This window comes from Bacillus sp. AFS053548, assembly GCF_002575105.1.
Classification (GTDB): domain Bacteria; phylum Bacillota; class Bacilli; order Bacillales; family Bacillaceae_G; genus Gottfriedia.
Map to the genome: position 1 here is coordinate 177,943 of NZ_NUHI01000015.1, position 15,467 is coordinate 193,409.

At 33.2% G+C, this 15,467-nt stretch carries 20 protein-coding genes; 17 read left to right on the forward strand and 3 right to left on the reverse strand.

The annotated features are described in order from the left end of the window. Positions 1-129 precede the first annotated feature (129 nt). Positions 130-1,770: a beta-N-acetylhexosaminidase gene (gene nagZ, locus CN946_RS08950; protein ID WP_141546885.1), complete on the forward strand. Its 1,641-nt coding sequence runs from the start codon at positions 130-132 to the stop codon at positions 1,768-1,770. A gap of 104 nt (positions 1,771-1,874) precedes the next feature. Further along, on the forward strand, positions 1,875-2,111 hold the full coding sequence (locus CN946_RS08955) for a hypothetical protein (RefSeq protein ID WP_049813506.1): 237 nt from the start codon (positions 1,875-1,877) through the stop codon (positions 2,109-2,111). 145 nt (positions 2,112-2,256) lie between these two features. Here CN946_RS08955 and CN946_RS08960 read toward each other — a convergent pair whose 3' ends face one another. Next, positions 2,257-2,577, reverse strand: coding sequence for a hypothetical protein (locus CN946_RS08960; RefSeq protein WP_098860822.1), 321 nt, complete (start codon positions 2,575-2,577; stop codon positions 2,257-2,259). Between the two features lie 369 nt (positions 2,578-2,946). Here CN946_RS08960 and cdaS point away from each other — a divergent pair, with 369 nt between their 5' ends. The 3 genes from cdaS to CN946_RS23420 all read left to right on the forward strand — a co-directional run bounded on the left by cdaS (position 2,947) and on the right by CN946_RS23420 (position 4,487). Then, complete coding sequence (gene cdaS / locus CN946_RS08970; RefSeq protein WP_098860823.1) at positions 2,947-3,573, forward strand: sporulation-specific diadenylate cyclase CdaS; 627 nt, start codon at positions 2,947-2,949, stop codon at positions 3,571-3,573. 497 nt (positions 3,574-4,070) lie between these two features. After that, positions 4,071-4,238 (forward strand): hypothetical protein, encoded by a 168-nt coding sequence (locus tag CN946_RS23415; protein ID WP_176547271.1) that lies wholly within the window; start codon positions 4,071-4,073, stop codon positions 4,236-4,238. A gap of 72 nt (positions 4,239-4,310) precedes the next feature. Further along, the gene (locus tag CN946_RS23420) at positions 4,311-4,487 is read left to right on the forward strand and encodes a hypothetical protein (protein ID WP_176547272.1); all 177 of its coding nucleotides are present in this window, start codon (positions 4,311-4,313) and stop codon (positions 4,485-4,487) included. A 102-nt stretch (positions 4,488-4,589) separates the two neighbouring features. Here CN946_RS23420 and CN946_RS08975 read toward each other — a convergent pair whose 3' ends face one another. Further along, positions 4,590-5,057, reverse strand: coding sequence for a VOC family protein (locus CN946_RS08975; protein WP_098860824.1), 468 nt, complete (start codon positions 5,055-5,057; stop codon positions 4,590-4,592). A 169-nt stretch (positions 5,058-5,226) separates the two neighbouring features. On the opposite strand from CN946_RS08975, the gene CN946_RS08980 reads away from it, so the two are divergent. The 3 genes from CN946_RS08980 (at position 5,227) to CN946_RS08990 (ending at position 7,431) form a co-directional block, all read left to right on the forward strand. Beyond that, positions 5,227-6,153, forward strand: coding sequence for a helix-turn-helix transcriptional regulator (locus CN946_RS08980; protein ID WP_098860825.1), 927 nt, complete (start codon positions 5,227-5,229; stop codon positions 6,151-6,153). A gap of 246 nt (positions 6,154-6,399) precedes the next feature. Continuing rightward, complete coding sequence (locus CN946_RS08985) at positions 6,400-6,828, forward strand: DUF4395 domain-containing protein (protein WP_098860886.1); 429 nt, start codon at positions 6,400-6,402, stop codon at positions 6,826-6,828. A gap of 141 nt (positions 6,829-6,969) precedes the next feature. Then, positions 6,970-7,431, forward strand: coding sequence for an SRPBCC family protein (locus CN946_RS08990; RefSeq protein ID WP_098860826.1), 462 nt, complete (start codon positions 6,970-6,972; stop codon positions 7,429-7,431). Positions 7,432-7,483: 52 nt separating this feature from the next. Here the strand turns inward: CN946_RS08990 and CN946_RS08995 are convergent, their stop codons facing one another. Further along, positions 7,484-8,518, reverse strand: a complete 1,035-nt coding sequence (locus CN946_RS08995; RefSeq protein ID WP_483295378.1) for an LLM class flavin-dependent oxidoreductase — start codon at positions 8,516-8,518, stop codon at positions 7,484-7,486. Positions 8,519-8,814: 296 nt separating this feature from the next. On the opposite strand from CN946_RS08995, the gene CN946_RS09000 reads away from it, so the two are divergent. The 9 genes from CN946_RS09000 (at position 8,815) to CN946_RS09040 (ending at position 15,467) form a co-directional block, all read left to right on the forward strand. After that, positions 8,815-9,018, forward strand: a complete 204-nt coding sequence (locus CN946_RS09000) for an alpha/beta-type small acid-soluble spore protein (RefSeq protein ID WP_056474875.1) — start codon at positions 8,815-8,817, stop codon at positions 9,016-9,018. Between the two features lie 173 nt (positions 9,019-9,191). Continuing rightward, positions 9,192-9,641: an RrF2 family transcriptional regulator gene (locus tag CN946_RS09005; RefSeq protein WP_176547273.1), complete on the forward strand. Its 450-nt coding sequence runs from the start codon at positions 9,192-9,194 to the stop codon at positions 9,639-9,641. A gap of 334 nt (positions 9,642-9,975) precedes the next feature. After that, a complete protein-coding gene (locus CN946_RS09010; protein ID WP_098860828.1) occupies positions 9,976-10,155 on the forward strand; it encodes a hypothetical protein in 180 nt (59 codons plus the stop codon). A gap of 468 nt (positions 10,156-10,623) precedes the next feature. Continuing rightward, positions 10,624-10,983: a DoxX family protein gene (locus CN946_RS09015; protein ID WP_098860829.1), complete on the forward strand. Its 360-nt coding sequence runs from the start codon at positions 10,624-10,626 to the stop codon at positions 10,981-10,983. Continuing rightward, positions 10,980-11,834 carry a VOC family protein gene (locus tag CN946_RS09020; protein WP_098860830.1) on the forward strand — a complete coding sequence of 285 codons (855 nt, stop codon included), beginning with the start codon at positions 10,980-10,982 and terminating at the stop codon, positions 11,832-11,834. Before CN946_RS09015 ends, CN946_RS09020 begins: the two co-directional genes overlap by 4 nt. Before the next feature lie 188 nt (positions 11,835-12,022). Then, positions 12,023-12,850 carry an electron transfer flavoprotein subunit beta/FixA family protein gene (locus tag CN946_RS09025; protein WP_098860831.1) on the forward strand — a complete coding sequence of 276 codons (828 nt, stop codon included), beginning with the start codon at positions 12,023-12,025 and terminating at the stop codon, positions 12,848-12,850. Then, a complete protein-coding gene (locus CN946_RS09030) occupies positions 12,851-13,891 on the forward strand; it encodes an electron transfer flavoprotein subunit alpha/FixB family protein (RefSeq protein WP_098428894.1) in 1,041 nt (346 codons plus the stop codon). Next, positions 13,875-15,170 (forward strand): FAD-dependent oxidoreductase, encoded by a 1,296-nt coding sequence (locus CN946_RS09035; RefSeq protein ID WP_098860832.1) that lies wholly within the window; start codon positions 13,875-13,877, stop codon positions 15,168-15,170. The genes CN946_RS09030 and CN946_RS09035 overlap by 17 nt, the downstream gene beginning before the upstream one ends. Further along, positions 15,171-15,467 (forward strand): ferredoxin family protein, encoded by a 297-nt coding sequence (locus tag CN946_RS09040; protein ID WP_025568180.1) that lies wholly within the window; start codon positions 15,171-15,173, stop codon positions 15,465-15,467.

Here is a 15,467-nt window from a genome sequence, read left to right on the forward strand (position 1 = left end):
CCACTTAACTAATGGAAATATAAGTAAGTAAAGAGGGGAAAAATAATATTTTAGGAGGAGAATATTATCAAAAAAACTATATTTTTATTAATACTATTGTTAATTGTTTGTACAAGTGTTTACTTTGCGTTGAAAGATAAAGTTTTCCAAGATTCATCAAAATCGAATCCAAATAAAACAAATCATCAATCGGAAACGGAGACTAATCATTCGAGTCAACTTTCAACGGAAGAAATTTTAAATAAGATACTTTCAAGCGCTAAACTAGGAGAAATTCCAAACCAAAATAATATAGAAGTAGGGAAGACTGCTTTAAAAGATGTAACGGAGCAGTTTGGGGAATCTACCCAAAAAGATCAGGTTGCTAATGGTACTTACTTAACCTATCAAAAACAGGGATTTGCAGTAGGATATGATCATCATAATCGAATTTATGAAGTAAGATCATATGATTCTAATTTACAACAAATTCACTATGACGATATTATGAAACAATTAAAAAAGCCAAGTAAGATTAAATATTATAAGGACCAACAAGTTGATCAAATTATTTTAGTTTATGAACTGCCAAATCATATTGAACTGAAGTTTATCTTATCAAGACCAACTAGTGAAAATAATAATCCAACATTGCATCATACTTCAGTATCAATGATTGAGCAGCTTAATCCTAGTACTGGCACTAATCTAGATCGGCTTTTAAATGCGATGACACTTCAAGAAAAAATAGGTCAAATGATTATCTCAGGTTTTTACGGATCGAATTACTCAAATAGTTTAAAAGAACTAGTTGAACAATATCATATTGGTGGATTTATTTTTTACAATGAAAATCTAACGAATAACAGTCAAACGGTAAAACTTGTAAATTCTATAAAGGCTGCTAATCGAAATAATCATTTACCGATCTTATTCGGAGTTGATCAAGAAGGTGGGAGGGTATCACGTTTACCAGGAAATCTTGGTGAGATCCCGTCAAACGAAATAATTGGAAAGAAAAATAATGGCCAATTCTCATTTGAAATTGGTCAAATACTAGGAGAACAGCTTCAAGCTTTTGGTTTAAATATGGACTTTGCACCTGTTTTAGATGTAAATAGTAATCCTAAAAATCCGGTCATTGGTGATCGTTCATTTAGTAATAATCCAAAAATAGTAAGTAATTTAGGAATACAAACAATGAAAGGGATTCAATCAGAGAAAATCATCCCGGTTGTAAAGCATTTTCCGGGCCATGGTGATACTTCAGTTGATTCCCATTTAGAATTACCAGTTGTAAACAAATCGTATACTGATTTAAAATCATTGGAATTAATACCGTTTAAGGACGCAATCAACCAAAACGCAGATGCTGTTATGGTTGCACATATTTTATTACCAAAAATTGATCCCAAATACCCGGCTTCAATGTCTAAAATGATCATTTCTTCAATGTTAAGGAATGATTTAAAATATGATGGAGTGGTCATGACGGATGATATGACGATGGATGCAATTGGAAAAAATTATAATTTAGAAAAAGCAGCAGTTACTTCCATTTTAGCTGGAAGTGATATCATTATGGTTGCTCATGATCCTAACAAAGTAAAAGCTGTTTATAAAGAAATCGAAACAGCCGTGAAAAACAAAACAATTTCAGAAGAACGTATAAACGAGAGTGTAAAACGAATCATTTTACTTAAACAAAAATATAAACTAGATAATAATCAAGTAAAGCCGATGGATCTTCAAAAGCTCGTTGAAAAAACAAATAAGTTATTAAATAAGTAGAAAAATTAGCAAAAAAAGGAAATTACCACCTTTTGTCGAATAAATAGTCTAAAAAGGTGGTGTTCTTTCTGGGTAGTAAGATTTCAGATGCAGGATTAATGCTATTGGCTATTTTTAAAGAACTTCAAGAAAAAGAGCCAGACTTTGAAAAAGGGCTTCATAATGAAGTAGGAGTAGAAATAGATGATGTCGAACCTGCATTAATAGAATTGGAAATGCAAGGATTTATAAACGGTTTAACTTGGATTAAAAGTGACATAGATCAAAAAGAAATTGCTTCATTATTTAATATTTCAATAACACCTACAGGATTAGCTAGAGTAATAGAATTATTAAGATAATATGTATACATAAAAAGTGACTACCTCAAATGTTTATGGCATTTGAGGTTTTTTGAAAGAAAAAAGGAGGCCAGGTCAAGTGTGTCCGGAACTTAGGGGCTACAAAAAAATCCCTAGTTTTACTAAGGATTAAAAATAATTTTAATTATGATAAACGCACGCTTGATTTAGAATAAACAAGTTCATAGTATTCAGACATTTTTTCTTGTGTTATATTGTATCTTCTTTGAATTTCATTGTGTTCTTCCAATAAGTTTTTTGACCATTCCATGGATTGTCTATCTGTTATCCTACCACTCTTTAATAACATTTTATTTTTTGCAAATTCTGACCTGAATTTAAGTTCGAATTCTGCAATTTCTACGATTTCTTCAGGAGAATGTTTTTCTTCGTTATGGCTAGAAGTGCTATTCATTTTAAGTATTATACCAATAATTACAATTACAATTACAATAAACCATACCACAATATCACCACCTTTCATTTTCATAATATCATGTATAAATAACTAATAGTTAAACTATTCCAAAATTTATAGCCTTAAATTTTTGTATTTTCCCCAATCTGTTGGACCTGTACTTTGGTAGGTACAAAACTGTTGGAGCCAATTTCATTCTGGTAACCCACCTGCAACAACTTATGCTTATGTATCAGCTTTAGCAAATCCAGACATTAAAATAGAAGTTGAAGCATAGGCAGCAAGATAATCAACTCAAGTTCGTTACGTACCATCAATTGTCATTGATTCAAGTATGGTAATGATTGGTATAACATAGTCAACTTTGGGAAACTTAAGTGGAGGTAATTCGGTTCGAAAGCGAGATGAAAAATTGAAATGGATGAATTCGAGTCTCAATTAAATCCCACTGTAAGAAAAAATATAACAAAAACACTAACTCAACTTAATTTAAAAATCGAAGGCATGATTGGAAGAATTGAAAATAAAGGATGCGGCATTTTAACTGAATTTGAAAATATCCATCGCGTCTTTAATAATTTACAAATGGATGCAGCCTCATTTTATTTAAATTCATATCTTTCTCCGTATACTGATATCTTTGATGAATTGGCAATCACAGTTCAACACTTATCCAAACGCAAACATGGCGGATTAATTGTTGTAAAGAGAGACGACTCACTTGAAGAATTGATGAGTTCTGGTATACACGTCGGTGCAAAACTGTCTCCAGCATTATTAGAATCAATTTTTTATCCAGGTAGTCCGTTACATGACGGAGCAGTACTAGTTGAAAATAACATGATCATTTCAGCAGGTAATGTACTTCCACTTTCTAAAATTACATACGATAATAAAAAACTTGGAACAAGGCACCGAGCAGCGGTTGGAATTTCCGAACAAAGCGATGCACTTGCCCTAGTTGTATCAGAAGAAACAGGAAATATATCTTTCGCATATAAAGGAAGCTTATATCCTGTTAAATATGGGGCACCTATTAATTGAAAATTAAAACTGAAACGATCATTTAGATCGTTTTTTTTGTTTGGCTTTGTTAGAGTGGATTGTTGATTTTCTTATTAAAGTAAATGGTAGTTTTGTTAAACAAGGATTGGTTGGATATACATTCAAAAAAACGCAAAATTCCCCCCAAATTACAAACAATTACTGCGTTGGTACAATAAAGGAAATTTTAAAAATGTCTTTTACATATAAGAGAGAAAAATTATGGGTTATGTGGAAACTCAAAAATTATAGTTAAGGTTACCGCTGCATATTTAATTTTCAATATTTCATTTTATTTTAAGTAATTAACGTATTTTTAATAAGGAACGGTTGCTTCGGTGGTCTTTTTAATGTGCAAAATGGCAATTTAGTGGAATAAGGTTTATTTAAAATTCTCTGTAAAAAGGTGATATTCCCCCAATTACGATTATTCCGACTTATTGGTATGATTTTCTAAGAATATAGTTTAATAGAGTGAGTAAATTCGAGGTGGGAAAATGATAAAAATATTGTCTGTATCTGCTATACTAGCGGTTATCTTATTAATCATTAACGTTAGTTTATCGAGGGATCCAAAAGTAGTAGGCGCTAAAGATATATGGGTAGGTACAACAAAAGACGGAAATATACAAGCCGTTTTATCTAATACACAAGAAGAATATTAGGATGGTGATTTCCGTTGGACAGGTACAGCATGGGATTATAACAAAGCTACTATCCTAAATTCCGCTTATCTGGTGAACAGTGAAACGGAAGCTGGCGGAGGTGGTTGGCAAAGTAATTCGAAGGTAAACGATAGTGGTTTTCTTGATTTTGGAAGTAAGCCTGAGAAGAATGAAAAAATCGAAGTCATGGTCGAGTACAAGTTTAAAAACAAAACGATTCGTGAGATCATTCCTCTTCATAATAATTAATAAGAGTAAGGTCAATAGTGTAACTAATACAACTTTTATTACCTATAAAAAAATACCTAATTTAAAATTAGGTATTAAATAGATGCCTGTTGTTAAATAAGTTCAAAACGTTTTATTTTCTTTTTGATGACCTCTTTTTACAGCCTCTTCTGATCGTGCTGTAAAAATTTGAAAGGTAATACCGAATTTGTCGGTTACAATAGCGTAGGCAGGACTAAAATGAACTTGTTTCAGTGGCATCACCACTTGACCTTCTTGTTTCAACAAGTCGTAAAACTTATTTGTTTTATCTATTTCATTGGTAGTAATACAAATGTTAACATTGTTGCCGTTTCGATATTGTAAACCTGGAAACATATCAGCAATCATGATATTGGTCTCGCCGATTTTTAATATTGCGTGTGATATTAAATCCTTCAATTTTTCTGGTAGAGGGGATTTTGGATCTTCTGGTGCATCCCCAAATGTTTGGCAAAATAAAAGATTTGCTTCGAGTGATTCTTTGTAAAAATCAATAGCTTCCTTTGCATTTCCATCCATCAACAAAAATGAATTCAATTGTACTGTCAAATTAAACAACTCCTTTAGATTTTAGTGTAATTTGCTTTTTTTAATCTTTAATCAGGTTAGTAATCCAATAGATAAATGGGATTGGATTGTTTCCTACATCAATATTGATTACACTTACTAGTGTAGTGCCTAAAGGTGACAAATCTAGGCACCATTAAGAGGTGTTTTTATGAAAAAATCAGAACGAATAAATCAAATACTTCGGTTTATCAATCAAAAGCAGCATTTTACACTTCAAGATATAATGCAGGAATTTCAGATATCAAAAAGGACAGCTCTAAGAGATGTAGCTTCCTTAGAAGAAATTGGAGCTCCAATCTATGCAGAATATGGTCGTTATGGAGGATATCGTTTACTTAATCAAATGAAGCTTCCACCTATTTATTTTAATAATCAAGAAATCCTTGCGCTTTACTTTGCAATGCAGGCACTAGGAAGCTTTTCAAATTTACCTTTTCAAGTATCCTATCGTACAATACATGAAAAATTCATAAATGTTCTGTCGGAATGTCAAAAACAAGATATAGAGAGGATGCAAAATCGCGTATCCTTTCAACAGACTGTACAAATCAAAGAAAGCATACATTTAGAAATATTATTAATGGCAGCTGTTCAAAATATTGTACTAAAAATAACATATCAAAACAGCTTTCGTATTATTCACCCGATTGCTATATACGTAATGAAGGGATATTGGTATTGTCAAGCATATGATATGGATAAAACGGCTTACCGTGTTTTTCGCTGTGATCGTATCTCTTCAGCTGAAATAACAACCGTTCAACCATTGGAGGAATTAAAAGAAATTACTAAGCAAAATTCCCATTCACTTTGGAAGCCGTCAGAAAATGCAATACAATTTAAATGGTTGATTAATCAAGTAGGAATAGAGTTATTTCAACAGGAACATTATCCATCCATGGAATTAATCTACGAGTTGGAAAATTCATATCTTATTGGTACATATGAGCCAAATGAACTTGGCTTTATCATTAAATATCTTGCCAGATTAGGACAAACAGTAAAAATCATAGAGCCTACTGATTTAAAGGAAACATTACGACAATATTATAGAGATATTATTGAAAATATATAATCGAAGGGTTCTATCAAAATTTTGACAGGGTTTAAGCAATTAACGTAATGTTTTAGTTGAATAAGAGTGCCTAAGGGTCGTCTAATTAGACAACCTTTTTTAGTTCAAAAATCAACATTAAAAATTCAACAGAGCCGTTTGTTTTCTAATAATTTTACTTTTTTCAGATTTTATGGATTGTATTGTTTCTGGAATCATATTATGATTATACTTAATTATTCCGATACGAAAGGTTGGTTTTTTGGTATGTCTAATCTAAAAATTAATACAATTCCATTACCTTTAGTTCGTACAAATCAATGGACGATCTTTATTTCTGTTATATTAACTTGGATCACTGGTCAGTACTGGCTACTACTTATTCCTTTAATAAGTGGACTTAGTGGATTACTTTTTGATTTCCATCCAATCATAAAATTTGCTAAACGTTTTTTAAAAAAGAAACCTTCGAGCTATCCGCAAGAGGATAAAGGTCAACAAAATTTTAATCAAACAATTGCAATAACCTGCTTATCCCTAGCATTTATTGGAGCATTAGTTGGTTGGAACGTATTATTTTATGTGTTTTCAATTTTGGTCGCATTAGCATCGTTTATCGCAATCAATGGATTTTGCATAGGATGCTATATTCATTTTCAATGGAACCAATATAAATACCGAAAAAGTTTAAGATAAATTAAATAAAAATCAGAGTCTTCTCATTAAATGAGAGGGCTTTTTTTATGATATGAAAACATATTTCGGTATAATAGAACTAGTATTTTAAATTGTGCGAAATAGATATACATATTGCTTCAGGAAGGAAGAATACAAATAATGATTAAATGGAAAGAAGACATTGTTATTCATACAAATATCGAAAAAGTGTGGAGTCTATTTTTAGATAGAAATATTAAGAAAATAATGCCAAAAGTTGAAGAGCATAATTTGATCGATAAAAACGAAAACGAAGTAGGTGCAAAGCATCAGCAAAGTTATAGAGAAGGAAAACGTGTTGAATCTTATATTGTTGAAACATTAGCATACGAGGATACTGAATCATATAAAAAAAAGCAAATCCATTTTGTTTTAGCAAATGCATTTGAAACGAATCTGACATTTACATTAGAAAAAATCGATGATACACATACAAAATTTATTTATGAAGGCACGAATGCTGGAGTAAATTTTATCGGACGAGCAATGTTAAAGCTAGCTAATCCAAAGGGGAATAATTTAAGAGCTGTACATGAATTTGTACAAAGAGTCGAACAAGAAGCTTTAAAGGAGCAGGAATAATAAGGGCATCTATACAAAAAAAGGAGAGCATCTAATACTCTCCTTTTTTTATTTATATTGATACTTTACTTAATAATTCATATGAATATAAGCGTGCTGCATGATCGAAAACAGAACCATTTACCATAATCTCATCAGCTTTTGTTATATTTAATACTGTTTGTAGTTTTTCAGTCACGGTTTCGATTGTACCAATAGCAGATAGTTTCATTTGATTTTCAAGTGTTTCTTTTTCAAATGGACTCCAAATTTCATCCATATCGTCAACTGGTGGTTTTAAAAGAGCTGGTTTACCGCCTCGTACTAAGTTTAAAAATGATTGTTGCTGTGTTGTGAAAAGTTTTTTTGCTTCTTGATCTGTGTCAGCAACGACAACATTTAAGCCAATCATTGCATAGGGTTCATCTAAAGTTTCAGATGGTTTAAAGTTATTATGATACAACTGCATTGCTTGGACTGTGTAGTCTGGTGCGAAATGTGCTGCAAATGCAAATGGTAAACCTAATTCAGCAGCTAACTGAGCACTAAAACCACTAGATCCTAGTAACCAAATTGGTATATTTAAACCTTCACCAGGTACAGCTTGAACTGTCAAGCTGCCTATTCCACCTGGGGGATTAAAGTAATTACGTAATTCCTCTAATTGAGCAGGGAAGTCTTCATGGCTGCGTAAATCTCTACGTAACGCTCTTGTTGTTGACATATCACTACCAGGGGCACGACCTAATCCGAGATCAACACGACCTGGATGTAGTGATTCTAATGTTCCAAATTGTTCTGCTATGACTAATGGAGCATGATTTGGTAACATGATTCCCCCAGAACCAACTCGAATCGTTGATGTTCCACTTGCAATATGTCCAATTACAACGGAAGTAGCTGAACTTGCAACTGCAGGCATATTATGATGTTCGGCAAACCAGTAACGGTGATATCCCCATTTTTCAGCATGCTGTGCTAAATCAAGACTATTTTTAAAAGCATCAGCAGGAGTGCTTCCTTCAACAACTGGTGCTAAGTCTAATACAGATAAAGGTATCTCACTTAAATTCTTAGCAACTTTATCTTGGAAACGATTATTCATCATAAAATTTTCCTCCTAAAAAACAATTTTCAATATATGGAAATAACGCGACGTTTTCATTTGATAAACTGTGTTTTAATTATATACAGTATGCTAAGATTATAGAAAATCTAAAGACATAATACAAGTTTTTGAACTTGGAAATATTTATACAGGAAAACTTCATATGGTAACAAGAAGTACTTTTGGTAAAAAGAAAAAAATTTGTAAATAAATGTATAGAATAAATTTTTAGAATCATACTATCTTTAATCTGATAAACAACATCAGAGCATCCAAAAGACAAAGGAGTCAACAACATGGCAAACAGAAGATCTTCAAATCAATATGCTTCACCAAATGCAAATTCAGCAATTGAGCAAATGAAGTTCGAAATAGCTTCTGAATTTGGAGTGCACTTAGGGCCAGACACAACTTCACGCGCTAACGGTTCAGTTGGTGGGGAAATTACGAAACGTCTAGTTCAAATGGCAGAACAAAGCCTAGGCGGTTATGCTCGTTAAATAAAAAATGAGGATGGAAAGCAAACTTTCTATCCTTTTTTTATTGTCTAAAAACAACTAGATCCATCCAGTAAATCGTTTTCTACTTACATTTAAACAAGACTAAAAACTACTATATACTTGCAAGGGGAACAAAAACGGGGGATAATAATATCACTGGATGGTGATAAATGATGTCAAGTTGTAAAAATTCCGTTACACCTAAGTGGTTCGGATTTGCTATTCAGGCATTAGTTTTACTAGCAACAACAGAAGGGGTTACACCAAGTAAAGCAATCGCAAAACATATTAGATCAGGTGTTTCATTTATGAGAAGAATCATGGCTCCCCTCGTAAAAGAAAAAATAGTAGAAGCAAGAGAAGGACGAGATGGCGGCTATTTATTAGCTAAGTCACCTGAGGAAATTACTTTAAAACAAGTCTACATTGCCCTACAAATGACAGAACCTCTATCAACCGCACTAATTGAATCCACATCTGATTGTACTAGTGGACGTGTAATGAACAACGTATTTTCAGAATTTGCAATTGAAGCAGAAGAGCACTTACTTGGCTTTTTATGTAACTATACTTTGGCGGATTTTGTAAGACGTGCCAGTCATAAAACAATCGAATCACTTTGAAAATATCGTACATTTGAATGTACGATATTTTTATTTTATTGGGGATAGAACGAATACATATAAAAACCATTGTGTACAAATAAAGCTGTCAAGTCTACGAATAACGAGTGAGGCGCAATTAAAATTACTAAAACAGCAATTAAAATAAGGTAGCTGCAAATAAAAATACCAATTCTCCAATTAAAAACAATGAAACTGCCCTTCATTTACTATCTCTTTCTATTTATTTGGTCAGTATGAAGCATCCATAAAGTAATTCTTGATCAGCATTTTCACTTGCGGATGTTAGAGTATCTAATGCTTCTATAAAATAATAAAAAGTGAGGTGTTTTATATGAAACAAAATGATTATTATCAAGATCTATTAAAAAGGCTTTGTAAAGCTAATAATATCTCTTCTTCCCGAAAACCTAGGTTTGAAAGCATTGATGATTTTGTAATTATCCATGTTAAAAATCATTTGAAAGAAGGAGTAGATCTAGACAGTTTTAAAATATTAAATCTTATTTATTAAACAGTTGTACCTTTAGGCATAAAGTTCAATCAACAATTATTTTTATATCCAAGTGGGGATCGATTAGATCGAGTAACAATCTCTTTTAGTAGAAATGATTATATGGTTTTAAACAAGAAGCTGGAAACAGGAGATATAAATAACTAATTATTTTTTACAAGGTATTAGTCTGATCAAACAATTATATTTTTTGAAAAACTTCATTCACCCAAAGGATTTCAACAAGCCTCCAAATTCTAATTTTAAGATAATGGTTAAACAAAAAATAAAAATGCACTTGAAATGAGAACAGTTATCGCATATACTGTACTTAAATCAAACGCACTTACAAAAAGTAACCAACTAGCATAAACAACACTATTTTTTTAATTTTTACTGTTTCTAAATTAAGAACAGTAAAAACATTCTAAAGTTAACTGTGCTTAATATAAGTTCAGTAAAAAACAAACAAAAGGGAGAGATTTTTAAATGAAATGGTTTACTCGAATTATTCAAGGGATTTTAATTATTGCATTTCTAATGTCCGGATTTGTGAAATTAAGTGGCAATACTCAGATGTTACATGATTTTAAAGAGGTTTATGGTTATTCAAAAGGGATGATGTATACAATTGGTTCATTTGAGGTGTTAGGTGCAATCGGTTTATTAGTTGGTTATTGGAAGTTGATTTTAGGTAAGCTTGCTTCAGTTGGATTAGCAATTATTATGGTAGGAGCTGTATTTACTCATTTACATGCGGGTCAAGGCATGAGTGTTGCAATGGCTCCATTCATTCTGTTAGTGTTAACATTAATTGTACTATTTTCTAGAGGAGGTAAATTAAAATGAATTTTCATCAAAAGCCAAAGGTTTATGCTCCAACAGTTGAATTAAAAGTTGCAAATTTAGAGCGTTCATTAGCGTTTTATCAAGAGGTTATTGGTTTAAAAGTTTTGGAACATTCAACTACAAATGCTAGTTTAACAGCGGATGGGGTAAATGTTTTAATTAAATTAGAGCAGCCAGATAATGTTACACCTAGAAATGAGCAAAATACAGGATTATATCACTTTGCCTTATTAGTACCTACTCGAAAAGATTTAGGTATTGTGCTTAAGCATCTGATTGAAACTAGAAATCCACTCCAAGGTGGTTCGGATCATTTAGTGAGTGAAGCAATCTATTTAGCGGATCCAGATATGAATGGTATTGAAATTTATGCAGATCGTCCATCAGAGAATTGGCAATGGCATAATGAGTATGTCGTTATGGATAGTAAACGATTAGATGTAGAGGGGCTTTTGGCACTTACTGAGAATGAAGCTTTTATTGGACTACCAAAAGGAACAATTATGGGGCATATCCATTTACAAGTTTCTGATTTAAATAACACAGAGAAGTTTTATTGTGAAGGGCTTGGATTTGATGTTGTAACGAAATATGGAAGCCAGGCGTTATTTATTTCAACTGGACGTTATCATCATCACATCGGTTTAAATACTTGGCATAGTGCAGGAGGAATTGCACCTTCTGATCGTAGTGCAGGATTAAAGAATTTTACGTTGTTATTTCCAAGTGAAGAAGAAAAATCGGTGGTAGTAGATCGTTTAAAGAATATGGGAGCTTTTGTTTTTGTAGAAAATGGCGTTACCTTTACAAAGGACCCTTCAGGTATAACAATCCAACTATTAGTTGGTTAATGAATTTAAATTATATAAAGAGGCATTTTCAACTACTTGTTGTGAATGTCTCTTTTTTTCGTTTCTCTTTTTTCGTTTCTCATTTTTTCATTGCTTTCTATCATATTTTTTCAATAAAAATAATATATTTGAACAACATGTACATTTACTAACTATGGGAGACGGGAAGAAAAAGGGAGAGTGAAAAAGTGTTACATATTGTGGTTTGTATAAAACAAGTGCCTGATACGAAGATCATTAAGATGAATCCTAAAACGAATACAATGGACCGTGCAAGTGCTCCAGCAATATTAAATCCGTATGATGCTCATGCTGTGGAGGAAGCTGTTCGAATTAAGAATAAATATGGTGGAACAGTTTCGGTTATTACGATGGGGCCACCACCTGCTGTAAAAGCTATCAGAAAATGTATTGAAATCGGTGCAGATGAAGGGTATATGATTTCAGATCGTGCATTTGCTGGGGCAGATACTTTAGCGACAAGTTATGCTTTGACAAAGGCGATTGAGAAAATAGGACAAATTCAAGTGATTGATTTAATCATTTGCGGAAAGATGACAATTGACGGTGATACTGGACAAGTTGGACCAGGTATTGCTCGTCGTTTAGATATACCGCCGTTAACATCAGTTAAGAAGGTTCAAGAAATTAATAAAGATGAAGGCTATGCAATTGTTCATCGAAAAATAGAAGATGGACATGAAGTGATTAAAACGAGTTTACCTTGTTTATTTGCAGTTGAGAAGGAAATCAATGAAGTTCCTTATTCATCACTTACAAATATGATAAAGGCTGCAAGGTATAACCCGACCATTTGGGCAGTGAAGGATTTAGAAGATATTGATATTAAACAATTAGGTCTAAAAGGTTCACCAACAATTGTTTCGAAAGTATGGGCTCCACCAAAGGCTAAAGGTGGAACGGTTTTTGAAGGAACTTCATTAGAAAAAGTAAATGAACTGATAAAGATTTTAAATGAGAAGAAAGAGTTATTTGAAGTGAAAGGAGGGGTATAAATGGATTTCTCAGAGTACAAAGGTATTTGGGTGTTTATTGAAGAAAACGATAAAGTCATAGCACCCGTGTCACTTGAATTGCTTGGAGCTGGTAAAGAATTAGCAGAAAAACGTGGTTGCGAATTGGCAGGATTATTAATTGGTGAAAATGTGAAATCATTAGCCCCTACGTTATTTGAATACGGTGCTGACATTGTTTATGTATATGATGATCCAATTTTTAAGGATTATCGTACTGAGTCTTATATGAAAGCAGTACTAGAATGCTGTAACAAATATAAGCCTGAAATCTTATTGTATGGTGCAACTTCTAAAGGGAAGGATTTAGCAAGTGCAGTTGCCACTGACTTACCTACAGGTTTAACAGCCGATACAACTGTATTAGATGTTGAAGAAGATACAGGACTATTATTAGCTAGTCGACCTGCATTTGGTGGAAATATAATGGCAACTATTCTTTGTAAGAAATATAGACCTCAAATGGCTACAGTTCGTCCAAAGGTAATGAAAGCGCTCGCTCCGATTCCTGGTGCTGAAGGAGTTGTGATCGAAGAGGAAATTGATTTAAAAGAAGAAGATATTCGTACAAAAGTATTAGAGATTGTACGTGCAACAACTAAGAAGGTTCGCATTGACGAAGCAGATATTATCGTAGCAGGTGGCAAAGGATTAGGTAGTAAAGACGGATTTCAGTTGATTCATATGTTTGCTGAATCGATTGGAGCGGCTGTTGGAGCAAGTCGTGATGTAGTTGAAGCTGGTTGGGTTGAACATCATCATCAAGTAGGTCAAACTGGCTTGACGGTCACACCAAAAATTTATTTTGCAATTGGGATATCTGGGGCAATACAACATATTGTTGGCATGCAAAATTCAGGTCTCATTATTGCGATAAATAAAGATCCGAATGCGGCAATTTTTCAATCTTGTCATTACGGCATCGTAGGAGACGCATTTGAAATTGTACCAATGCTGATTAACCAATTCCAAGAAAGTTTTTCTTTAAAGGAGGAAAATCACGATCATGCCGGAAAAATTTGATGTAATTGTCGTTGGAGCAGGCCCAGCAGGAATTTCATGTGCATACGAGCTCGCAAAAAATGGTGTTAATGTTGTCCTTATTGAAAGAGGAGAGTATCCAGGTTCGAAAAATGTTATGGGTGGCGTATTGTATCGTAAAATGATGGAGGACGTTATACCTGAATTTTGGAAGGATGCACCAATTGAGCGTGTGATTGTAGAGCAAAGAGTTATGATGCTTGATAAACAATCCGCTACAACCATTGGATATAAAGGTCTTGAATTTGCTGAAGAACCTTATAATAATTTTACTGTTCTTCGCTCAAAGTTTGATCAATGGTTTGCTCAAAAAGCAGTAGAACAAGGTGCATTATTAATCAATGAAACAGTTGTTCTAGAGTGTATTGTTGAAAACGATATGGTAGTTGGGGTAAGAACGGATCGACCAGATGGTGATTTATATGCCGATGTGGTAGTTCTGGCTGATGGCGTAAATTCACTTTTAGGAAAATCTTTAGGTTTCCATAAAGAATGGAGACCAGATGAAGTCGCTTTGGCTACAATGGAAATTTTAAAGCTGGATAGTAAAATAATTCAAGATCGATTTGGTCTTGAAGGTAACCAAGGGGTAGCAATCGAGCTATTTGGAGATGCGACAAAAGGCATAGTTGGCACAGGATTTTTATATACAAATAAAGATTCTCTTAGTATTGGTGTCGGTACATTATTATCAGGAATGATTGAAAACAAATTGAAACCTTATGATTTACTCGAATACGTTAAGAATCATCCGATGATTAGACCGTATATTCAAGGAAGCGAACCTCAAGAATACCTTGCTCATTTAATTCCAGAAGGTGGGTACAAATCAATTCCTAAATTGGTAGGAAACGGAGTATTAGTAATTGGTGATGCAGCACAATTAGTAAACGCAATTCATCGTGAAGGCTCAAATATGGCAATGACATCTGGACGATTAGCAGCAGAGACCATTATCGAAGCAAAAGCAATCGATAACTACTCTGATGTTGCTTTAAAACCGTACGCTGATAAATTACTAAATAGCTTCGTAGGACAGGATTTGAAAAAATATAAAGATGCAACACATCATTTTGAAAAATTCCCTCAATATTTCGAGCAATATATTCCACTATTAAATAAATCTGCCAGCCAAATGTTTACAGTAGATGGTAAATCTAAATGGGAAAAACAAAAGAATATTATGAGTAATATAGGAGGAGCGAAGGCTAAACTTAAGCTTGCGAAAGATGTATACAAAGCATGGAAGGTGATGAAATAAATGAGTGAGACAAAAAAAGAAAGTACGATCGAAGAAAAGCAGTATCTCGTTCGTTTTAATGCCGATACAAAATCGCACTTAACTGTACTTGATTCCGATATTTGTATGACAAAATGTCCTGATAAAATCTGTACGATATTTTGTCCAGCAGAGGTTTATAAATGGGAAAATATTCGAATGCATGTTGGATACGAGGGATGTCATGAATGTGGAAGCTGTAGAATAGGCTGTCCTCATCAAAATATTAAATGGGAATATCCGAAAGGTGGGCACGGAATTATATTTAGATTGGGGTGA